Source organism: Myroides sp. C15-4 (assembly GCF_050522745.1).
Taxonomy (GTDB): domain Bacteria; phylum Bacteroidota; class Bacteroidia; order Flavobacteriales; family Flavobacteriaceae; genus Flavobacterium.
This window is the reverse complement of sequence record NZ_JBMVQX010000011.1, coordinates 45022-65526: the sequence shown is the minus strand read 5'-3', so window position 1 is coordinate 65526 and position 20505 is coordinate 45022. Positions and strand designations below refer to the sequence as shown.

15 protein-coding genes and 3 tRNA genes are annotated in these 20505 nt (G+C 38.2%); 8 read left to right on the top strand and 10 right to left on the bottom strand.

The genetic code is table 11. The features are described from left to right. The first annotated feature begins 3 nt into the window (after nucleotides 1–3). The 3 genes from glmS (at nucleotide 4) to ACPDHL_RS07220 (ending at nucleotide 3818) form a co-directional block, all read left to right on the top strand. Nucleotides 4–1848, top strand: a complete 1845-nt coding sequence (gene glmS / locus ACPDHL_RS07230) for a glutamine--fructose-6-phosphate transaminase (isomerizing) (protein WP_430532105.1) — start codon at nucleotides 4–6, stop codon at nucleotides 1846–1848. A gap of 153 nt (nucleotides 1849–2001) precedes the next feature. Next, the gene (gene atpD / locus ACPDHL_RS07225) at nucleotides 2002–3513 is read left to right on the top strand and encodes a F0F1 ATP synthase subunit beta (protein ID WP_430532104.1); all 1512 of its coding nucleotides are present in this window, start codon (nucleotides 2002–2004) and stop codon (nucleotides 3511–3513) included. Nucleotides 3514–3536: 23 nt separating this feature from the next. After that, on the top strand, nucleotides 3537–3818 hold the full coding sequence (locus ACPDHL_RS07220) for a F0F1 ATP synthase subunit epsilon (protein WP_430532103.1): 282 nt from the start codon (nucleotides 3537–3539) through the stop codon (nucleotides 3816–3818). A gap of 128 nt (nucleotides 3819–3946) precedes the next feature. Here the strand turns inward: ACPDHL_RS07220 and ACPDHL_RS07215 are convergent. The 5 genes from ACPDHL_RS07215 to ACPDHL_RS07195 all read right to left on the bottom strand — a co-directional run bounded on the left by ACPDHL_RS07215 (nucleotide 3947) and on the right by ACPDHL_RS07195 (nucleotide 6312). After that, a tRNA-Asn gene (locus ACPDHL_RS07215) sits at nucleotides 3947–4020 on the bottom strand. Nucleotides 4021–4069: 49 nt separating this feature from the next. Then, nucleotides 4070–4143: transfer RNA gene (locus ACPDHL_RS07210), tRNA-Asn, on the bottom strand. 49 nt (nucleotides 4144–4192) lie between these two features. Continuing rightward, nucleotides 4193–4266: transfer RNA gene (locus tag ACPDHL_RS07205), tRNA-Asn, on the bottom strand. 82 nt (nucleotides 4267–4348) lie between these two features. Next, entirely contained in the window at nucleotides 4349–4999 is a 651-nt protein-coding gene (locus ACPDHL_RS07200) for a trimeric intracellular cation channel family protein (protein WP_430532102.1), read from the bottom strand. Nucleotides 5000–5019: 20 nt separating this feature from the next. Beyond that, nucleotides 5020–6312: an aldehyde dehydrogenase family protein gene (locus tag ACPDHL_RS07195; protein ID WP_430532101.1), complete on the bottom strand. Its 1293-nt coding sequence runs from the start codon at nucleotides 6310–6312 to the stop codon at nucleotides 5020–5022. 193 nt (nucleotides 6313–6505) lie between these two features. Here ACPDHL_RS07195 and ACPDHL_RS07190 point away from each other — a divergent pair, with 193 nt between their 5' ends. Then, nucleotides 6506–6682: a hypothetical protein gene (locus tag ACPDHL_RS07190; RefSeq protein ID WP_430532100.1), complete on the top strand. Its 177-nt coding sequence runs from the start codon at nucleotides 6506–6508 to the stop codon at nucleotides 6680–6682. 132 nt (nucleotides 6683–6814) lie between these two features. Here the strand turns inward: ACPDHL_RS07190 and ACPDHL_RS07185 are convergent, their stop codons facing one another. Then, complete coding sequence (locus tag ACPDHL_RS07185) at nucleotides 6815–7768, bottom strand: NAD-dependent epimerase/dehydratase family protein (protein ID WP_430532099.1); 954 nt, start codon at nucleotides 7766–7768, stop codon at nucleotides 6815–6817. A gap of 196 nt (nucleotides 7769–7964) precedes the next feature. Between ACPDHL_RS07185 and ACPDHL_RS07180 the strand changes: the two genes are divergently transcribed. Then, nucleotides 7965–8564: a hypothetical protein gene (locus tag ACPDHL_RS07180; RefSeq protein WP_430532098.1), complete on the top strand. Its 600-nt coding sequence runs from the start codon at nucleotides 7965–7967 to the stop codon at nucleotides 8562–8564. A 3-nt stretch (nucleotides 8565–8567) separates the two neighbouring features. Beyond that, nucleotides 8568–11927 (top strand): transcription-repair coupling factor, encoded by a 3360-nt coding sequence (gene mfd / locus ACPDHL_RS07175; RefSeq protein WP_430532097.1) that lies wholly within the window; start codon nucleotides 8568–8570, stop codon nucleotides 11925–11927. A 105-nt stretch (nucleotides 11928–12032) separates the two neighbouring features. On the opposite strand, the gene ACPDHL_RS07170 is transcribed toward mfd, so the two are convergent. Together ACPDHL_RS07170 and pafA are read right to left on the bottom strand one after the other, a co-directional pair. After that, the gene (locus ACPDHL_RS07170; RefSeq protein WP_430532096.1) at nucleotides 12033–14957 is read right to left on the bottom strand and encodes a M16 family metallopeptidase; all 2925 of its coding nucleotides are present in this window, start codon (nucleotides 14955–14957) and stop codon (nucleotides 12033–12035) included. A gap of 116 nt (nucleotides 14958–15073) precedes the next feature. Continuing rightward, nucleotides 15074–16720, bottom strand: a complete 1647-nt coding sequence (pafA, locus tag ACPDHL_RS07165; protein ID WP_430532095.1) for an alkaline phosphatase PafA — start codon at nucleotides 16718–16720, stop codon at nucleotides 15074–15076. 308 nt (nucleotides 16721–17028) lie between these two features. On the opposite strand from pafA, the gene ACPDHL_RS07160 reads away from it, so the two are divergent. Next, nucleotides 17029–17589 (top strand): Crp/Fnr family transcriptional regulator, encoded by a 561-nt coding sequence (locus ACPDHL_RS07160; RefSeq protein ID WP_430532094.1) that lies wholly within the window; start codon nucleotides 17029–17031, stop codon nucleotides 17587–17589. A gap of 89 nt (nucleotides 17590–17678) precedes the next feature. Then, nucleotides 17679–18365: an HAD family hydrolase gene (locus tag ACPDHL_RS07155; RefSeq protein ID WP_430532093.1), complete on the top strand. Its 687-nt coding sequence runs from the start codon at nucleotides 17679–17681 to the stop codon at nucleotides 18363–18365. A 160-nt stretch (nucleotides 18366–18525) separates the two neighbouring features. Here the strand turns inward: ACPDHL_RS07155 and ACPDHL_RS07150 are convergent, their stop codons facing one another. Both ACPDHL_RS07150 and ACPDHL_RS07145 read right to left on the bottom strand, forming a co-directional pair. Next, nucleotides 18526–19227, bottom strand: a complete 702-nt coding sequence (locus tag ACPDHL_RS07150) for an outer membrane beta-barrel protein (protein ID WP_430532092.1) — start codon at nucleotides 19225–19227, stop codon at nucleotides 18526–18528. An 11-nt stretch (nucleotides 19228–19238) separates the two neighbouring features. Next, nucleotides 19239–20501: a TolC family protein gene (locus ACPDHL_RS07145; RefSeq protein WP_430532091.1), complete on the bottom strand. Its 1263-nt coding sequence runs from the start codon at nucleotides 20499–20501 to the stop codon at nucleotides 19239–19241. Between the last annotated feature and the right edge of the window lie 4 nt (nucleotides 20502–20505).

Below are 20505 nucleotides of genomic sequence, written 5' to 3'. Positions count from 1 at the left end.
TTTATGTGTGGAATCGTTGGATACATAGGGCATAGAGATGCATATCCCGTAATCATCAAAGGACTAACTAGACTTGAATACCGTGGTTATGATAGTGCTGGGTTGGCCGTATTTAATGGAGAAACGATTAATCTTTGCAAGACAAAAGGAAAAGTTGCTGATCTAGAAAACAAAGCTACTGACGCAATAAAAAAAGGTACGATTGGAATTGGTCATACCCGTTGGGCGACACATGGAGTACCAAATGACGTAAACTCTCACCCGCATTTTTCAAATTCAGGTGAATTAGTCATTATACACAATGGAATCATTGAAAACTATGATTCACTAAAACAAGAATTAATTAAACGCGGTTATATTTTCCATTCTGAAACAGATACAGAAGTATTAATCAATTTAATTGAGGACGTTCAAAAGACACAAAAAGTAAAACTTGGAAAAGCCGTTCAGATTGCGTTAAACCAAGTGATAGGAGCTTACGCTATTGCCGTAATGGACATCAAAAAACCCAATGAAATTGTAGCGGCTCGATTAGGTAGCCCTTTGGCAATTGGGATTGGAGAGAATGAATATTTCATTACTTCGGATGCATCTCCTTTTATTGAATATACAAATAATGCTATTTATTTAGAGGATGAAGAAATGGCTATTATTCGCTTACACAAACCGTTAACCATCCGCAAAATCAAAGATGACTCCTTAGTGGATCACTATGTACAAGAATTGCAACTAAACTTAGAACAAATTGAGAAAAACGGGTATGATCACTTTATGTTAAAAGAGATCTACGAACAACCTGATGTTATTCTTGATACGTTTAGAGGTCGTTTACTTGCAGATCAAGGCTTGGTAAAAATGGCGGGAATTGAGGATAATCTAGATAAATTCCTCAACGCAAAGCGCATCATCATTGTTGCTTGTGGAACGTCTTGGCATGCAGGATTGGTAGCAGAATACGTGATTGAAGAGTTTGCTAGAATTCCGGTAGAGGTTGAATACGCTTCTGAATTCAGATACAGAAACCCGATCATCAGCAGTGAAGACGTCATTATTGCTATATCACAATCTGGAGAAACAGCAGATACCCTAGCTGCTATCAAATTAGCAAAAGCAAAAGGTGCTTTTGTATTTGGTGTTTGCAACGTTGTAGGTTCTTCGATTTCTCGTGAAACACATGCCGGTGCTTATACGCATGCTGGGCCAGAAATTGGCGTAGCTTCAACAAAAGCATTTACAACCCAAATTACCGTTTTGACGTTAATTGCCCTTCGCTTAGCAAAAGCAAAAGGTTCTTTATCTAATTCGGAATATTTAAAATACTTACACGAATTAGAATTAATTCCAGAACGCGTAAAAGAAGCACTGATTCAAAACGAAGCGGTTCTAGAGATTGCAGAAGTGTACAAAAACGCAACAAACTGCTTGTATTTAGGCCGAGGATATAACTATCCAGTAGCACTGGAAGGTGCTTTAAAACTAAAGGAAATATCGTACATCCATGCAGAAGGATACCCTGCTGCAGAGATGAAACACGGACCAATTGCCTTAATTGACGAGCACATGCCTGTTATTGTAATTGCACCCGATCAAATGCACTACGACAAAGTAGTAAGTAACATTCAAGAGATTAAAGCCCGTCGTGGAAAAATCATTGCCATTGTTACCAAAGGAGATAAACAAGTAAGAGAATTAGCGGATCACGTGATTGAAGTACCTGGTATTTCAGAAGCTTTAACCCCGATTTTAACTACAATTCCACTACAATTATTGTCGTATCACATTGCGGTTTTAAGAGATTGTAACGTAGACCAGCCTCGTAATTTAGCGAAGTCGGTAACGGTTGAATAATATAAAAATGCGGACCCCAACAGGGCTCGCATTTTTTTATATATAAATAAATTTTTAATCATTTTCATATTCAGAGAAAAAAACTATCTTTGCACTCTGAAAAAGTAGTTTTTTTCACTAAACGTAAATAGCTGTTAAATAAATACATAAGCAATGTCTAAAGTTACAGGAAAAGTTGCGCAAGTTATCGGACCAGTAGTTGATGTAGTCTTCAACACTGAGAATGCCGAACTTCCAAAAATTTATGATTCATTAGAAATCACTAAACCAGATGGTTCTAAATTAGTACTTGAAGTACAATCACACATTGGAGAAGATACAGTTCGTACAATTTCAATGGACTCAACAGACGGATTAAGTAGAGGTTACGCTGTAGCTGCTACAGGATCTCCTATCCAAGTTCCAATCGGAAAAGAGGTGTTTGGTAGATTGTTTAATGTTGTGGGTGACGCTATTGATGGTTTAGGTAACTTACCTAAAGCAGGTGAAAATGGGTTACCAATCCACAGACCTGCACCAAAATTCGAAGATTTATCTACTTCAACAGAAGTATTATTCACAGGAATTAAAGTAATCGACTTAATTGAGCCTTACGCAAAAGGGGGTAAAATTGGATTATTTGGTGGAGCTGGAGTTGGTAAAACCGTATTAATTCAGGAGTTAATTAACAATATCGCCAAAGGACACGGTGGACTTTCTGTATTCGCAGGAGTTGGAGAGCGTACACGTGAAGGGAATGACTTACTTCGCGAGATGTTAGAGTCTGGTATTATTAAATATGGTGATGATTTCATGCACTCTATGGAAAATGGAGGATGGGATTTATCTAAAGTTGACCGCGAAATAATGAAAGATTCTAAATGTACTTTCTTATTCGGTCAGATGAATGAGCCACCAGGAGCACGTGCACGTGTTGCTTTATCTGGATTAACAATTGCTGAGTTCTTCCGTGATGGTGCTGGAGACGACCAAGGAAAAGACGTACTTTTCTTCGTTGACAACATCTTCCGTTTTACACAAGCAGGTTCAGAGGTATCAGCCTTATTAGGTCGTATGCCATCTGCCGTAGGATACCAACCGACATTAGCAACAGAAATGGGGGCTATGCAAGAGCGTATTACTTCAACTACAAAAGGATCAATTACTTCCGTTCAAGCGGTTTATGTACCTGCGGATGACTTAACTGACCCGGCACCAGCGACAACGTTCGCTCACTTAGATGCTACAACAGTATTGTCTCGTAAAATTGCTGAGTTAGGTATTTACCCTGCAGTAGATCCATTAGATTCTACTTCTCGTATCTTATCTCCAGAAATTTTAGGTAAAGAACACTATGCTTGTGCACAACGAGTAAAAGAAATCTTACAAAAATATAAAGAATTACAAGATATCATCGCGATCCTTGGTATGGAAGAGCTATCTGAAGAAGATAAATTAGCTGTACACAGAGCACGTCGTGTTCAACGTTTCTTGTCTCAACCATTCCACGTGGCAGAGCAATTTACAGGTATCCCAGGAGTTCTTGTAGATATTAAAGATACAATCAAAGGATTCAATATGATTATTGACGGTGAATTAGACCATTTACCAGAAGCAGCTTTCAACTTGAAAGGTTCAATCGAAGAAGTGATTGCAACTGGAGAGAAAATGCTTGCTGAAGTTTAATAATCACTTAAAAAAGAACTATTATGAGATTAGAAATTGTATCACCTGAAGCTACATTATTCGCTGGAGAAGTTACTTCTGTATCGGTTCCAGGTGTTAATGGTGAGTTTCAAATGCTAAACAATCACGCCGCTATCGTTTCATTATTAACGAAAGGTAACGTGAAGTTTACAGGAAATAACATTTCTATTAAAGAGCCATTTAATTCCAAGTTCGTTAAAGTTAGTAACGATACTTACCACTTACCTATCAACATGGGTACGGTTGAATTAAGTGATAACAAGATTATTATTTTAGCTAACTAATTAGCTATAAACACATAAAAAAAGCCCGATTCTTACGAATCGGGCTTTTTTAGTTTACGGTTTACAGCTTACGGTTTTACAGTAAACTAAAAAAGCCTTACAAGAAATCTTGTAAGGCTTTTTTATTGCTCCCCCTCTTGGGCTCGAACCAAGGACCCTCTGATTAACAGTCAGATGCTCTAACCAACTGAGCTAAGGAGGAAGGTATTTTATACCTACCTAAAGGTTACACGTTTAAAGCTTTTGCTTTGCTCCCCCTCTTGGGCTCGAACCAAGGACCCTCTGATTAACAGTCAGATGCTCTAACCAACTGAGCTAAGGAGGAAGGTATTTTATACCTACCTAAAGGTTACACGTTTAAAGCTTTTGCTTTGCTCCCCCTCTTGGGCTCGAACCAAGGACCCTCTGATTAACAGTCAGATGCTCTAACCAACTGAGCTAAGGAGGAAGGTGTGTTACCTTTATTGCGATGCAAATATAGTGCGTTTTCTGCTTTTTACAAATATTTTCTATAAAAAAACTCACTTTTTTCAGCTTTCACCCTTCAATGTTGGCAGTCCTAAACGATAACGAGTTGCTATCAAACGAATTACAAAAACTGAAACTGCTGTAGAAATTTGCACAATTTTCGGATCAAACCCGATTCCCTGTAGGATATAGTAGATAATCACCCCAAAAATACAGGCTAAGGCATACCATTCTTGTCTAAAGATTGCTGGAATCTCATTGATCAAGATATCGCGTATCATCCCACCAACTACCCCCGTAACAGTGGCCATGATCATAACCACCCAAAACGGATAACCCAACGACATAGTCTTCTCCGTTCCAACAACGACAAACAACCCCAAACCAATGCTATCGAACCAAAGAAAGGTATTATTTAATCGAATCAATTTTTGTGGAAAGACAATAACGAGCATCATGGCAATAATGGTACACCACACATACACGCTATTGAGCATCCAAAAGGGCGTTACCCCTAGGAGTAAATCCCTCAAAGTACCGCCTCCTGTAGCTGTTACAAATCCAACAACAAAAGCGCCAAACCAATCCACACTCTTTGCAGAGGCTAATCGGATACCCGAGATGGCAAAGGCAATCGTTCCAAAGAACTCAATAACATCGACAAATTCAATTGCCGTCCAAAATTCCACAAAGGTATCCACCCATTCATTCATAGACTAAACCGTATATTACGCTATTTAATTACAACTGTTTTTTTATTGACGAAGGCCAACAAGCCTTCTACAGACATCTCTCTGCCTATACCTGAAAATTTCGCTCCACCAAATGGCACACGAGGATCAGAAATCACCATTTCATTAATAAACACTGCGCCATCGTCAAAATGATGGATCCAGCGCTTTAACTCCTCCTTGTCATTGCCAAAAATAGAAACGCCTAAACCAAAACGAGAATCATTACTCAAGGCTACGGCTTCTGCTAGGGTATCAAATCCGACAACAACGGCTAAAGGACCAAAGGTTTCTTGGGTAAAGACAGGCATTTGATCCGTGACATCTGTTACAACGGTAGGTTCAAACCAGTTTTTATCGCGTTTACCGCCACAAATGACACGCGCACCCATAGCCACCGATTCATTTAAGAGGGTTTCAAGCTCAATTGCGAGATCTTTACGTGCCATAAGCCCTATCCTTGTATCGGGATGCATTAAGTCCCCCTGCTTAAACTGCTGGGCTTCCTCAGCCAAACGCAAAGTAAATGCTTCTACAAGGGATTGATGTACTAAAAAACGCTTGGCTGCGATACAGCTTTGACCTGTATTTTGAAAACGCGCATTGACTGCAACGGGAATAATCGCATCGAGATCGACATCTTCTGTGACGATAAAGGCATTACTTCCCCCTAGTTCCAAGAGTACAGGCTTAATCAAACTTCCCGCTTTTTGTGCTACTGCACTTCCCGCTGGCTCACTCCCTGTTAGTGATACTCCTTTGACTGCGGGATGCGCAATGACCTCCTCTACTTCACTTCCAGGAATAGCCAAATTAAAATACACTTGTTCATATCCAGGAATAGCAAAACAGGATTCTAATGCTTGTGCCGATAAGGGCACATTGCTTGCATGCTTTAAAAGCACAGTATTTCCAGCTAATAAGGTAGGAATGGCAAAGCGAAACACTTGCCAAAAGGGAAAATTCCAAGGCATCACACCCAAAATCACCCCCATCGGATCGTGTACGATATACGTTTCTGACCAACGGGTTTCAATAGTTCTCCCTTGTAAAATAGCCCTGCCTTCTTCGATGTAGTAGTCGATCAATGTGGCGCTTTTTTCCACTTCTGCTATGGATTGACTAATAGGTTTAAACATATCTTGGGTAATCATAGCGCCATAACGCTCTTTGTTTGCCAAGAGTTTTTCTTTTACTTTTCCAAGATAAACGATGCGATCTTCAATAGACATAGCACGCCAATCCACAAAGACAGCCTGCGCTTTTTCAATGGTATTTTCTATCTCTTTTTTCATATCAACTTTTTTTCTCTTATAAATTTACAATATCATCGAAACTAATCGCATTAATTACACAAAAAAAGATAATTTCTTTTTTTAAGCGTCAAAAAAACACAAGCACAGAAAAATATTCTGCACCTCAACTAAAAATCAACAAGGGTTCCTTCCAATATAAGGTTTATCTTTGCAGCAATCAAATCATATACCCATGGATAAAAATGCAAAATTGTTGACAATTGGATTAATTCTCTTTGCGTTGAGCTTGATCCTAAAAGCACTTCAAGTCATCAATACAACAGTGAGTAACCTCGTTATTCTACTAGGTTTCGTCTTTATCGTACTTTCTTTATACAACTTAGTTTTTAAAAGACTGAGAAAAAAATAGGGCTTTTTTTTGTGCGTTTTTTTGGATGATTCTCTTTCTGAATAAAAAACGTAAAAGCAAAAAAAAACAGCAGCAAACTTTCGTCTACTGCTGTATTGTTATTTTTACTGACTTCCTAAAAAGGGAGTTGTTTTATTTTTTTAAAACTTTCGTTAAGTTTTCAAGCATTACTTCTGTCATTGCCCCTAAGTCATACTTGTGTTTCCAGTTCCAATCTTGTTGGGCACTGCTATCATCAATACTTGCAGGCCAGCTATCTGCAATAGCTTGACGGAAATCTGGTTCGTATGCAATGGTAAAATCAGGAATGTGCTTGGTAATTTCAGCAGCAATTTCTTCTGGCGTAAACGAAATACCGCCTAAATTATACGAAGAGCGAATTTTTACTGCCTCTCTAGGGGCTTGCATGATCCCAACTGTAGCATCTAAAGCGTCATCCATATACATCATAGGCAATCCTGTTTTTTCAGAAAGGAAACAATCGTAATGTTTGTCTTCAATAGCTTTATAGAAAATATCAACTGCATAATCTGTCGTTCCACCACCTGGAGGTGTTGTCCATGAAATCAAACCTGGGTAACGAATGCTACGTACATCTACTCCATATTTATTAAAGTAGTACTCACACCAACGTTCTCCTGTTTGTTTGGAAATTCCATACACCGTACTTGGCTCCATGACCGTATATTGTGGTGTATTTTCTCTTGGTGTAGTAGGACCAAATACAGCAATTGAGGAAGGCCAAAATACTTTTTTAATCTTACCTTCTTTCGCTAAGTTGAGCACGTGAAACAATGAATTCATATTCAAATCCCATGCAAAAGCTGGATTTTTTTCTGCTGTTGCTGATAGTAAAGCGGCCATCAGATACACTTCGTCTACTTGATGCTTTTCAACTGCTTGAGCAACCGCATCAAACTCCATCGCGTTTACAATTTCAAAGGGTCCTGAACTCATTATTGCTTCATTTCCTTCTCGAATATCCGAAGCGATAACATTCTCATTTCCATAGATCCCACGTAACTTTAGCGTAAGTTCAGAGCCAATTTGTCCACAAGCTCCAATAATTAATATTTTGGTTCCCATTTGTTTTGTATTTAGTTGCACAAATATAGCCGTTGCCAAACAATAAATCAATGTAAAAATGGACATTTCTATCACTTAACAACTAATTTCTACCCTACTAATTAAATTATACAGGTGTAATTCGCTATGGTTTATCGCAAAGCAAGTCAAATAAATTCAATAACATTCGTAAATTTGAGGTTTGAAATTCAAGCATATGAAAAATATTGGGATAATTCTGCTTCTAGTTATTGGTTTGAGCCTAGCCTCTTGTAAAAAAGAAACTGACCAAAATCAAGTAGAACAAACAAAATTACAGCAGTACAATGATAGTGTATTCAGCCATTTGATGAAGGAATGGAAGTTTAAAGTTCCCAAAACATCCAAAGAGTTGACTCCTATTTTAGAAGAATGGAAGCCGTGGAGCAACCTGATCAACGAGGTAAAACTACGTCCAGTATCTTCGATTGGCGCATTTCAGAAAAAAGCTGCTACATTAACTGAGATTGCACAAAACTTGACTTATCAAGCCTATCCTGCTCCATTGGATACCCCAGATATACAAACGCGCTATACCACCTTACTTACTGCTTTTCAAAATTTAGAAATGTACATTGAATTAGATCCAATCAATGTAGAAAAAGTCGATGAATGGCTTGATAATATTCAAATCAGCCTAGATGATATTGTCCGCATGATGGAGGAAAACTTAATGCGTCAAAATTATGCTAAACAAGAAGGTGAAGACGCTATGCTAGAGGAAATGGAAGAATTGAGAAATGAAACGCGAAGAGCCAACCCTGAAGAAGAACAATAATTTATGGAAATAAAACAATATTTTAATGAAGCTATACAGACCAAACAGGTCGTACATGATTTATTAAATAGTCGACAATCGCTACTTTTCAAAGGTCTTGTTGGATCAGCACTATCCTTTCAAATGGAAAGTTTATTCCGACAATCCGAACTTCCTTTCTTATTGATTTTTAACGACAAGGAAGAAGCGGCCTATTACCTCAATGACTTAGAACACTTCATCAACAAACAAGATGTGTTGTTTTATCCTGGGTCTTATCGCCGACCTTATCAAATTGAAGAAACAGACAATGCCAATGTATTACTACGCGCCGAGGTGCTTAACCGCATTAGCTCTCGCAAAAAACCAGCGATTATTGTCTCCTATGCCGAAGCGATCTTTGAGAAAGTAGTCACGAAAAAAGTATTAGAAAAAAACACCCTAAAAGTGCAAATTGGCGATCAATTATCGATTGATTTTGTCAATGAAACCCTATTTGAATACAACTTTAAGCGCGTAGATTTTGTTGCTGAACCAGGAGAATTTTCCGTTCGCGGTGGAATTATTGACGTATTTTCATTCTCTAATGACAATCCGTATCGCCTTGAGTTTTTTGGCGATGAAATCGACAGTATTCGAACCTTTGATGTAGAGACACAACTCTCGGTGGATAAGCAGAAAAAAATCACCATTATTCCCAATGTTGAAAATAAATTTACCGCTGAAACAAGAGAGAGTTTCTTAGAATACATCGCTGAAAAAACGGTTATCTTCGCTCAAAATACGGCTTTTATTGTCGATCAATTGAATCGCAATTTTGAAAAAGCAGGGGCTATCTTTGAGAAATTAAACAAAGAGCTCAAATATTCGAATCCCAACGAAATGTTTTTAAATGGTGACGTATTTTTACGTCAAGCAGAGCTATTCAACTATATTGAACTAACAGATAGTCATCCTATTAACCCGAGCAAAACCTACGTTTTTCACACCAAACCTCAACCGTCATTCAATAAGCAATTTGACTTATTAGTGCGCAATTTGAATGACAATTCTGATGCGGGCTATACCAATTACTTATACTGTGCGAATGAAAACCAAGCGAGGCGATTCAAAGATATTTTTGATGCGATTCGCGATGAAAATCAAAACCAAGTCGTACAGCAATATAAAACCATCGTTTTACCTATCTACGAGGGTTTTATTGATGAAGAGAAGCAAATTGCGTGCTATACGGATCACCAAATTTTCGAACGCTACCACAAGTTTACGTTAAAAAACGGCTATACGAAAAAGCAAACCATCACCCTCAAAGAGATCAATTCCTTGAGTGTTGGTGATTATGTAACGCATATTGACCACGGAATTGGAAAGTTTGGTGGCTTACAGAAGATTCAAGTAGAGAACAAAACCCAAGAAGCAATTAAATTAGTTTACGCAGACAATGATATTGTCTATGTGAGTATCCATTCCCTACACAAGATAGCCAAATACAATGGCAAAGATGGAGCGATTCCCAAAATACACAAATTGGGATCATCGGCTTGGAAAAATTTAAAAACAAAAACGAAAGCACGTGTTAAACACATTGCGTTCAATTTGATTCAGCTTTACGCTAAACGTCGAACGCAAAAAGGTTTTGCTTGTGCTCCTGACAGTTACTTACAACACGAATTAGAGAGTTCGTTTATCTATGAGGATACACCAGATCAATTAAAAGCGACACAAGAAGTAAAAGCCGATATGGAGCTGGATCGACCAATGGATCGTTTAGTTTGTGGGGATGTTGGCTTTGGAAAAACGGAGGTTGCCATTCGAGCGGCCTTTAAAATGGTGGATAACGGCAAACAGGTAGCCATTCTCGTCCCGACAACGATCTTGGCCTTCCAACATTTCAAAACGTTTGCTGAGCGCTTAAAGGATATGCCTGTTCGCGTGAGCTATATCAATCGATTCCGAACGGCAAAACAAAAGAGCGATATTTTACGCGATTTGGAAGCAGGGCAAATTGACATCCTTATTGGAACCCATCAATTAGTAAATAAAAACGTCGTTTTCAAAGATTTAGGTTTACTCATTATCGATGAGGAACAAAAATTTGGTGTAGCAGTAAAAGATAAATTGAAGACGATTTCTGAAAATGTAGATACACTTACCTTAACGGCAACGCCAATTCCGAGAACGCTACAGTTTTCGCTCATGGCAGCCCGTGATTTATCCGTTATTACAACACCCCCACCCAACCGATACCCCATCGAAACCAATGTTGTCGGTTTTAATGAAGAAATTATACGCGATGCAGTTGCTTACGAATTAGAGCGCGGCGGACAGGTGTATTTCATCAATAATCGCATTGAGAATATACGCGAAGTTGCTGGTATGATTCAGCGCTTGGTTCCCGATGCTAAAGTGGGAGTAGGACATGGTCAAATGGAGGGCAAAAAATTGGAGGAACTCATGTTAGCCTTTATGGATGGGGAGTTTGATGTACTGGTAGCCACAACAATTATTGAAAGTGGGTTAGACGTGCCCAATGCCAATACCATTTTAATCAACAACGCCAACAATTTTGGTTTGTCCGATTTACATCAAATGCGTGGACGCGTGGGTCGAAGCAATAAAAAGGCCTTTTGTTACTTCATTTGTCCACCGTATTCCGCGATGACGGAGGAAGCGCGTAAGCGCATTCAAGCCTTGGAGCAATTCAGCGACCTTGGCAGTGGATTCAACATCGCCATGAAAGACTTGGAGATTCGAGGGGCAGGAGATATATTAGGAGGTGAACAAAGTGGTTTTATCAATGAAATTGGCTTTGAAACCTACCAAAAGATTATGCAAGAAGCCATTGAAGAATTGAAAGAAAATGAATTCAAAGACCTCTATGCAACAGAAACAAAAGAAGAAAAGAAAGTATTTGTCCGCGATTGTCAAATCGATACCGATTTCGAAATTCTATTCCCTGATGAATACGTCAACAATATTACAGAACGCTTAAATCTATACAATGAGTTAAGCGCCATAACCACTGAAACGGGATTAAAAGAATATGAACAACGTCTCATTGACCGTTTTGGACCACTTCCAAGGCAAGCTATTGCTCTCTTAGACAGTTTGCGCATCAAATGGCATGCTAGTAACCTCGGTATAGAGAAAGTGATTCTAAAGCAAGGAAAAATGGTATGCTATTTTATCGGAGACCAAAAATCAGGCTACTATACCTCACCTAAGTTTAGACAAGTATTGACCTTCGTACAGCAGAGTAGTCACTTGTGTAAAATGCGAGAAAAAGAAACGAAAAACGGACTGCGCTTAATGCTTTCTTTTGATCAGGTTAAATCAATTAAGAAAGCGCTGGAGTATCTAGCGGGAATTGATTTGATGGAATAAGAGGCGAGAATTGTTTTTTGTTCTTTGCACGGTTTGTTCTTTGTAAAAACTGTGAACTGTCAACTGTAAACCAAAAAAGCCAGCTCGATGAGCTGGCTTTTTTTATTAATATCCAAATAAGTCTTCTAACGTTAATTCTTTGATTGTACCGAACTTTTTAACGGCTTCCCAATCTAAGTTTTCTTTTTTACCTAATAGACCTACGTTAAACGTTTTTCCTTTTACATGTTGGTTAAAGAAGTTTACTAAGTCAGACATTTGCATGTCTTGCGTTTGTTTGTAAATATCTTTGTTGATATCGTAGTTGATTCCTCTTTCTTGTAATCCTAACCAGTAGTAGAAAATCTGTGCTTTTGTATAGCGTTGTGTTGCGATGTTCTTCAAGGCTGAATTTTTCGCATTTTCGAATTGATTTTGCGCTTGCGGCATATCATTCATCAACTCCATCATAGCATCAACGGCTTGTGGCAATTTGTTCGCTTGTGTACCTACATAAGCCATAACGTAGTTGTATTTATCTAATTTTCCAGCATTTGCATACGCAGCATAAGCTGAATAAGCCAATGATTTAGACTCTCTAATTTCTTGGAAAACAACAGAAGCCATTCCTCCACCAAAGTAGCTATTGAATACACTTGAAGTAGCTAATAGATTTTTATCGAATTTAGATTCTCTACCGCGGTACGAAATTTCAGCTTGTACCATGTCATAAGGAGCAAAATACACTGTTCCATCCGTAGCTGGTTCTGCATATACTTTCTTCACTGGTGTCATTTTTCCTTTTCCTAAGTTGTGATTCGCTACAATTGCTTTTTTCACTGTTGCTAAATCATTTCCGTAGTAGAATACTTCTTGGTTATAGTCGAAGAAATTATGTAATAACCCCACCAATTCTGTAGGTTGTATCGCTTTTAATTCTGCTTCGCTCAAAATATCTTTAAATCGGCTCAACTGATTTCCAGACATAATATAGCTATTCAACGCACGTTGAATTCCTCCTTTGCTTGACTTCGCATCAAAACGAGATTTCAAGATTTGATCGACTAAGTTCTCATACGATTCTTGATCTGCTTTTGCATCTGTTACTAAGTGCTCTAGCAATTTAATTCCCGCAGGGATATTTTCTTTTAATCCCGAAATGGTGATATACGATTTATCTATTCCTGTATTCAATGAATATTCCACGCCTAGTTTGTAGAATTCCTTGCGAATATCTGCTGGAGAGTACTTGTTTGTTCCGATGTAATCTAAATATTCTAAAGCTAGGTTCAATTTCTTATCGTGATCTGATCCTACAGGTGTGATGTAGGTTACCGTCGCCAAGTCATTGGTTACATTTTCAATACTGTATAACGTAGTATTTATTTTTCCAATTTTTTCTCTTTTCAGTGCTTTATTGAAATCGATAAACTCTGGTTGGATATCCTTAACAGCCACTTGATTTAACGCTTTATAGAAATCTGATTCACTATCTCTATTTAGGTCGATTGGTGTGATTCCAGGATTTTCTACGCGAACTAAATCTTTGTTTTCTCCTTGGCGTTTGTAGATAATTGCGTAGTTATCTTTATAGTTTTCATTGGCGAAGCGAATGATATCGGCTTTGGTGATTTGCTCCATGCGGTCAATTTCACTCACTGCATCTTCCCATGTTCTACCTTGGATAAACGCTTGGTACATTTCTGTTGCCATGGCATCATTATGCTCCAATGCTTGCATTGAGTTCTTTCTCAACTCATTGATTACAGCTTGTAGCAACCACTCGTCAAAATCTCCTTTTTTAATTTTCTCTATTTGTTCCAATAGAAGGTCTCTCACCTCTTCTAGGGTTTGTCCTTCATTTGGCATCCCTGTTAATTGGTGAACCGAATAATCTTTCATGATCATTGGTGAACTACCTGCATATAATGCCTTTTGTTTTTGGTTGATATCTAAGTCGATTAACCCTGCTTGACCGTTGGTCAATAGCATATCAATCATCGTTACATAAAGAGCATCCTGTGTTTTTGCTCCTCCTAAACGGAATCCCATTTCTACGCGTTCTGCCTGTGGGCTGAATACTTCGCCAATTTTAACTCCTTGGATGGGTTGTTCAACAGCCACATATTCTTTCGGTTGTACTCCTTTTGTCATGGAACCGAAATACTTATTTACCATTTGAATGGTCTCATCAAACTGGATATCTCCAACCAATACAACCGCAATATTATTCGGTACATAGTATTGATCGAAATAATTGTGGATAGCGACCATAGAAGGATTCTTCAAGTGTTCAGACGTACCGATTGTCGTTTGTGTACCATAATGTGTCGTTGGAAATAACAACTTCATCATTTTTTCATGAGAGGCCCAGAAATCATTGTCTTGACCACGGTTAAACTCTTCGTATACTGCTTCTAATTCTGTGTGAAATAAACGCAATACCAATTGAGAAAAACGCTCTTTTTCAATGATTAAGAATTTCTCTAACTCATTAGAAGGAATTGCGTTTTTGTATACGGTTTCATCAAACCAAGTGTGCGCGTTTGTTCCTGTTGCTCCGATAGAAGCGACGGATTTGTCATACTCATTCGCAACAGCATATTGAGAGGCTTCTTTAGAAATCTCATCAATGCGTTTGTAAATCGCTTTTTTCTTCTCTGGATTTGTTTCATTTTTATGCTGTTCATACAGATCAGAAATTTGCTTAATTAGGCCTTGTTCAACTTCCCAATTAACCGTTCCTAATTTCGATGTTCCCTTGAACAACATATGCTCTAAGTAGTGCGCTAATCCTGTATTGTCTTCTGGATCATTGTTAGATCCCGTACGAACAGGAATATACGTTTGGATTCTTGGTTCATCGTGATTTTGTGCTAAATAAACCTTTAATCCATTATTTAATGTATAAATTCTAGCTTTGGTAGGGTCATTTTCTACATATTCATAAGTAAAACCATTGGCATCTGTTTTTGTAAGCGTTTTATATTGAGCGTGTAAAACTCCACTCATGGAAAATATAAAACCAAACAAGAGGTATCTTTTTTTCATAAATAGTACATTTTGTATGCCCAAAGCTAAACATAATTCTTATTTCTCAAACAAAAATTGCGTATGGATAAAAAAGAAAACGTCTTAAGTTTAAAACTTAAGACGTTTTCTTTTTCTTACTGTTCAATTGCTTCGTAAATTGGTGTTCCTATATTTCCATTTGGAAACTCAATTTTCAAGATTTGCGCTAAGGTTGGCGCTATATCTGTCATATGCGTTTGACGGGTTGTTTTTCCTGGTTTCACTCCCCATCCTAAGAATACGGCAGGGATATGAGCATCATACGAATTCCAACTTCCGTGGGTGGTTCCTTTTCCATCTTTTGAACCACTGAACCACTGAGGCTCTAGAATTAGTTGAATGGCTCCACTTCGCTTGTAATTGTATCCGTTGACAATGCGTTCTCTAAGCATTTGCGGTACTGCAGCAGTAGCGGCTTCTTGCATATCCACAACAAAAGCCACACCTTCTACTTTTTTCAATAATTTAATTGCCGCTTCAATCACATCCTCTTCTTCCACTTTACTTGATTCAAGTACTTCATAATTCAAGTGCACTTGGTAGTTCGCTAAGCTTTTTACCAAACCTGCTACGCCAAATTTCGCTTCTAATTTGTCATTTAACTCCTGGCGAATCACCTTGGTATCAAAGTAACCTGAATTCCCTTTCTGATCGGCAAAAAACTTTGGATTATGTGCTGCTCCATGGTCTGCACTCAAGAACAACGTATAATTTCCCTTTCCGATTGTTTGGTCTAAATACAGTAAGAAATCAGCGATATCGCGATCTAAACGCAAATAGGTATCTTCAATTTCGATGGAGTTAATCGCAAATTGATGTCCAATATAATCCGTTGACGACAAACTCACCGCTAAGAAATCTGTTACATTTGCTGGGTTATTTCCCAATTTTTCACTTTCGATCGCGCGTTTAGCAAAATCAAGCGTTAAGGTATTTCCCTGTGGTGTACTCTTAATAAGTTCATATCCATTTTCCTTCTTCAATTTCACTAAATCACGTGGAAATGTTGGAGCTTTCTCCCCTTTGAATGGCTCTTCATATGCATTGTCATCCGCTGTACTCAACACATAGGTATTGATAGGGTATAGCGTATTCCATCCTTCTTTATAGTATTTGTCTGCTAATTTTTCTTTGTTGAATCCCTTGACCCATTTTGGCAAGTCATTCATATAGTAGGTACTCGTAATCCAATCCCCTGTTTTACCATCTAACCAATAGGCTGCATTGGCAAAATGCCCAGCAGGTAAAATACCACCGCGATCTTTAATAGCAATTCCGATTACTTTCGATTGAAAATTAGTTGCTAATTTCAACTGATCTGTAACAGTAGATACCAATAGGTTTTTAGGTGATTGTTGTCCCACTTTTCCCTCACCACCAACGGCTTGCACACTGTCATCTTGTGTACAGTACATATTTTGTCCTGTGGCTTGGATAATAAAATCATTTCCTGCAATCCCGTGAATAGCAGGCACACTTCCCGTATAAATTGTACTGTGTCCAATAGCTGTATACGTCGGAACATAGTCGATCAATGTATTTTCACTCGAGAAACCTTCGTTTAGTAATCGTTTAAATCCATTGTCGCTGTAGCGATCATAGTAGCGATATAAGTAATCCCATCTCATTTGATCCACAACAAGGCCCACCACTAGTTTTGGTTTTTCTATCTTCTCACTTGCTAGAATAGCCAGTGAAAATAAGCAGCTCATTGCTGTAAGTACCGTTGACTTTACATTCATTTTAAATTATTTATTTGGGTGTTATTTAAGTAATTAATAGGGTTTAACAAAGCTATTAAAGTCATTCAACATAGAAAATAAATCCTGTCTTAAAGTTTGTTAGCATATTACACAGCACAGCGCATATCATTTTGACAAATAAAGCCTTTTTGCATTAATTTCATATTACCTCAACATTAAATATCAATAATTATTCCTTTAACTTTAAAAGAAATTAAATGTACTTGTTTTTCGACCAACATTTACCTTTCTAGTAGAATACCTTATCTTTGTATCTGTTGGACGTAGTCCTTTTCATTTCGTACACCATGGATATCGAACAGATTCTCACCGCTATTTATCCCTTACCTGAACCGTCACTCACTGCGTTAAAGTCTTTGTGTAGTGAGATCCATCTGCCTAAGGGGCATGTCTTACTTGAAGCGGATCGCATTGAGCACAATATCTACTTTATAAAGCAAGGGGTTGTGCGTGCATTTTCCATTCATGAAGAAGGCGAGATCACCTTTTGGTTTGGGGAAGAAGGCAGTACTATCCTATCGATGAAGAACTATGTAGAAAACCGAAAGAGCTATGAGAGTATTGAACTCTTGGTCGACTGTGAGTTGTATCAGGTGAATTTCAAGGAATTAAGTCAACATTACCTCACGGATATCCACATTGCGAACTTTGGGCGAAAATTAGCAGAAAAAGAGCTGATGCGCGTAGAAAAACGCATCATCTCTCGTGATTTGCTCTCTGCAACCGAGCGATATAAAGAGTTAATCGCCAATTTTCCGACTATCATTCAACGTGTGCCTTTAAAGTACATTGCGTCTTATTTGGGTATTACCCAAGTGAGCCTAAGCCGAATACGCAAAGATGTATAACTTCTTTCTAACTAAGTACAAAAATTTGCTTGTCGCTCAGGTGCTCGTCTGATCTTTACTTATCTTTAGGGTAAATATAACAACGCAATATGAACAAAATTAAAGTGGTTGCATTTGATGCAGACGATACCCTTTGGATTAATGAACCTTTTTTTAGAGATGCAGAACAACAGTTTTGTATTTTAATGGAAGATTACTTAACCCACCAAAGTATTTCACAAATTCTCTTCAAAACACAAGTAGATAACTTACCTCTTTATGGCTACGGAATCAAAGGTTTTACCCTTTCGATGATTGAAGCGGCAGAAATTATCTCCAAGGGAACACTAAACATTAAACTTATTGATAAGATAGTCAAAATAGGAAAAGAGCTCCTAACCAAACCCGTGGAGTTGATTGACGATGTAGAAGAAATTCTTCAAGAACTACAAGGCAAATACCGTTTGGTCGTTGCAACAAAAGGCGACTTAAAAGATCAGCACCGCAAGTTACACAAATCGGGACTAGGTCCCTATTTTCACCATATTGAAGTCATGACAGATAAAGAAGAAGTCGATTATGAAAAATTGCTCAAGCGACTCGACATCCAAGCAGAAGAATTTATCATGATTGGCAATTCACTTCGCTCCGATGTTTTACCTGTATTAGCTTTAGGCGGTCATGCTGTTCATGTGCCTTTTCACACCACCTGGTTACACGAGCACATCGATCATGCTGTGGTGCATGAGAATTTCAAATCCATCAAGAAATTATCGGAAATTAAGGAATTGTTGTAAGGTTTTTTGCGCGGTTTGCTCGTTGTGAGGTTCACGCGGATATGCAAGAGAAAAAAAGGATTCAAAATCAATGCAACGAAAAACAGAAAAAGGAAACCTTGAGGGTTTCCTTTTTCTGTTTCATAAGCAATTTTATTTATTTCACTTGATTCCGATTGATCTAAAAACGGTAGCCTACATAAACACCAAAATTCTGATTGTATATTTTAAAGTCATTAGCTCCAGTATTTTCTTCTACCCCAAATGTATTGGAGTTATCGAAAATAGTGGCGAATCCTCTAGTATATTGTGCCCCAACAAGTAAGCCAAATTTAAACTGGTACTCAATCCCAGCAGTAACTCCATAATCCATTTTTTGCAGGTATTTACTGTCTTCTTGATCATCTTCTGTTGATCCGAAAATACCGTGATCTTTATAGGTTTTTCCATTTTCGTCTACGGATGTAATTGACGAATACAGCAACATATTGATATAGGGTCCTGCATAAACCTGTAAGCCTCCAACTTTAAACGTTGGACTGATGGGATTCAGACGCAAGCTATGCATCTCCAACGTAGCATCAAACATATGCTCCTCTAATTCGCGTTTGAACTTTGCCCCATAATTTTGGTAATACAGTTCGTGTTTCAACCCAAAATACGTTCCGATGCTATTATCTACACTTACCCCTACAAAAAGGGCATTGCGGTGATCTATTTTACCATCTACTGCCAAGTCCTTCACGTCATCCCCTTTTAACGTAGACTGTAGCCATCCTGCTTTTACACTAAAAGAAGTTTTTCCTTTTAGATCTTCCTTGAGGTCCTGCGCTTTCACAGAAAGCCCAGTTAATACTAGTAAACTGAATATAATGTGTTTCATACTCCTTCTTCTTAAAAATCAATATCCCAAATTCCAACCGCTTTCTCTAACTCCACCAAAGACTCTGCATAACCAAATAAGGTTTCGGCATAAGCTTGTTGGGTTTCGTTATAGGTGCGTTGTGCATCCAACACTTCTAATAAACTACTTGCACCTCGTTGATAGCTGTATTTGATTCCTTCAAATACTTGTTTAGCTTCCTCTAGCATTCCGTTTTCAAAACGTTGGATTTGCTTTTGTTTGGTCAAGTAATTGCGATAGGCTTGGTTAATTTCTTTCTCCAATTCTAGTTCAATGATGTCGTATTCTAGCTCCGCTTGTCTTTCTTCATACAAAGCGGTTTTCAAGCCTGCCTCACGGCGGTTAGAAAATTTTAAAGGAACCGAAACTCCTGCTTTTACCACCGTATTTCCCGGAGTGGGTGCAACAGCATTTTTAACGAAGGAATTATTTTCAACACCAATATTTAACCCTAAATCGATGACGCGCTCTGCTCGTGCTAGAGCAACTTGTCTACCTGCCACCACTTTATTTTGTTGAGCAACTAAATAATCCGCTCGGTTATTTTGAGCCGTTACAATCAAATCTTCTAGGGCAAACAAGCGAACAAACTGACTGAAATCACCTGTTGGTAGATACACCGTATCAACGCGATAAGCACTGATGATGTTGCGCACTTCCATTAAACTATTCTCCCATGTATCATCAGCATCTTGCAAATCATTTAACATCGACTTAGCTTCCAACTTACTCTGGATAGCATCAACTTTGCTGATTTGTCCAAGTGAATAGCGAATACTATCTGACTTGGCTACTTGCAACATGGATTCGTAGGAGTCTTTTTGAATATCGTACAGCATTTTGTTTTGCATCGCTTCTAAAAAAGCAAGGGTCGATTCTGCGCGTAAGGTGTGAAAGAACTCTTGCAATTCTAGTTCAGCTAATACCTTTTGATCATGAGCTAAGTTTTTTCTTGCTTTTCGCTTGCCTCCTAACTCTAAATCCCAAGACAACTCGGCTTCAAATCCATACCCCATTTGCATGCGCTTTTGTTGGTTATCTGCCCAACCAAAACTCAACTCTGGATCTGGAAATGCTTTAGCGGCTTGCACTTCTGCTTCTGCTATATTGATGTTGTATTTCTCTGCTGCATAGCCTAAGTTATTTTCTATCATCTTAGATAGAAACTCCTTGTATGTAAGCGTTTGTTTATTTGTAGCTTGCTCTGTATGCCCATCTTGAGCATACAAAACACCGCTACACATTATAGACATAACA

Excerpts from the sequence above, each read along its gene's own strand:
- pafA (WP_430532095.1), bottom strand. The coding sequence starts at position 16,720 with ATGAATGTAAAGTCAACGGTACTTACAGCAATGAGCTGCTTATTTTCA.
- ACPDHL_RS07185 (WP_430532099.1), bottom strand. The coding sequence starts at position 7,768 with ATGGGAACCAAAATATTAATTATTGGAGCTTGTGGACAAATTGGCTCT.
- ACPDHL_RS07160 (WP_430532094.1), top strand. The coding sequence starts at position 17,029 with ATGGATATCGAACAGATTCTCACCGCTATTTATCCCTTACCTGAACCG.
- atpD (WP_430532104.1), top strand. The coding sequence starts at position 2,002 with ATGTCTAAAGTTACAGGAAAAGTTGCGCAAGTTATCGGACCAGTAGTT.
- ACPDHL_RS07190 (WP_430532100.1), top strand. The coding sequence starts at position 6,506 with ATGGATAAAAATGCAAAATTGTTGACAATTGGATTAATTCTCTTTGCG.
- ACPDHL_RS07220 (WP_430532103.1), top strand. The coding sequence starts at position 3,537 with ATGAGATTAGAAATTGTATCACCTGAAGCTACATTATTCGCTGGAGAA.
- ACPDHL_RS07150 (WP_430532092.1), bottom strand. The coding sequence starts at position 19,227 with ATGAAACACATTATATTCAGTTTACTAGTATTAACTGGGCTTTCTGTG.
- ACPDHL_RS07155 (WP_430532093.1), top strand. The coding sequence starts at position 17,679 with ATGAACAAAATTAAAGTGGTTGCATTTGATGCAGACGATACCCTTTGG.
- ACPDHL_RS07200 (WP_430532102.1), bottom strand. The coding sequence starts at position 4,999 with ATGAATGAATGGGTGGATACCTTTGTGGAATTTTGGACGGCAATTGAA.
- ACPDHL_RS07145 (WP_430532091.1), bottom strand. The coding sequence starts at position 20,501 with ATGTCTATAATGTGTAGCGGTGTTTTGTATGCTCAAGATGGGCATACA.
- mfd (WP_430532097.1), top strand. The coding sequence starts at position 8,568 with ATGGAAATAAAACAATATTTTAATGAAGCTATACAGACCAAACAGGTC.
- ACPDHL_RS07170 (WP_430532096.1), bottom strand. The coding sequence starts at position 14,957 with ATGAAAAAAAGATACCTCTTGTTTGGTTTTATATTTTCCATGAGTGGA.
- ACPDHL_RS07195 (WP_430532101.1), bottom strand. The coding sequence starts at position 6,312 with ATGAAAAAAGAGATAGAAAATACCATTGAAAAAGCGCAGGCTGTCTTT.
- glmS (WP_430532105.1), top strand. The coding sequence starts at position 4 with ATGTGTGGAATCGTTGGATACATAGGGCATAGAGATGCATATCCCGTA.
- ACPDHL_RS07180 (WP_430532098.1), top strand. The coding sequence starts at position 7,965 with ATGAAAAATATTGGGATAATTCTGCTTCTAGTTATTGGTTTGAGCCTA.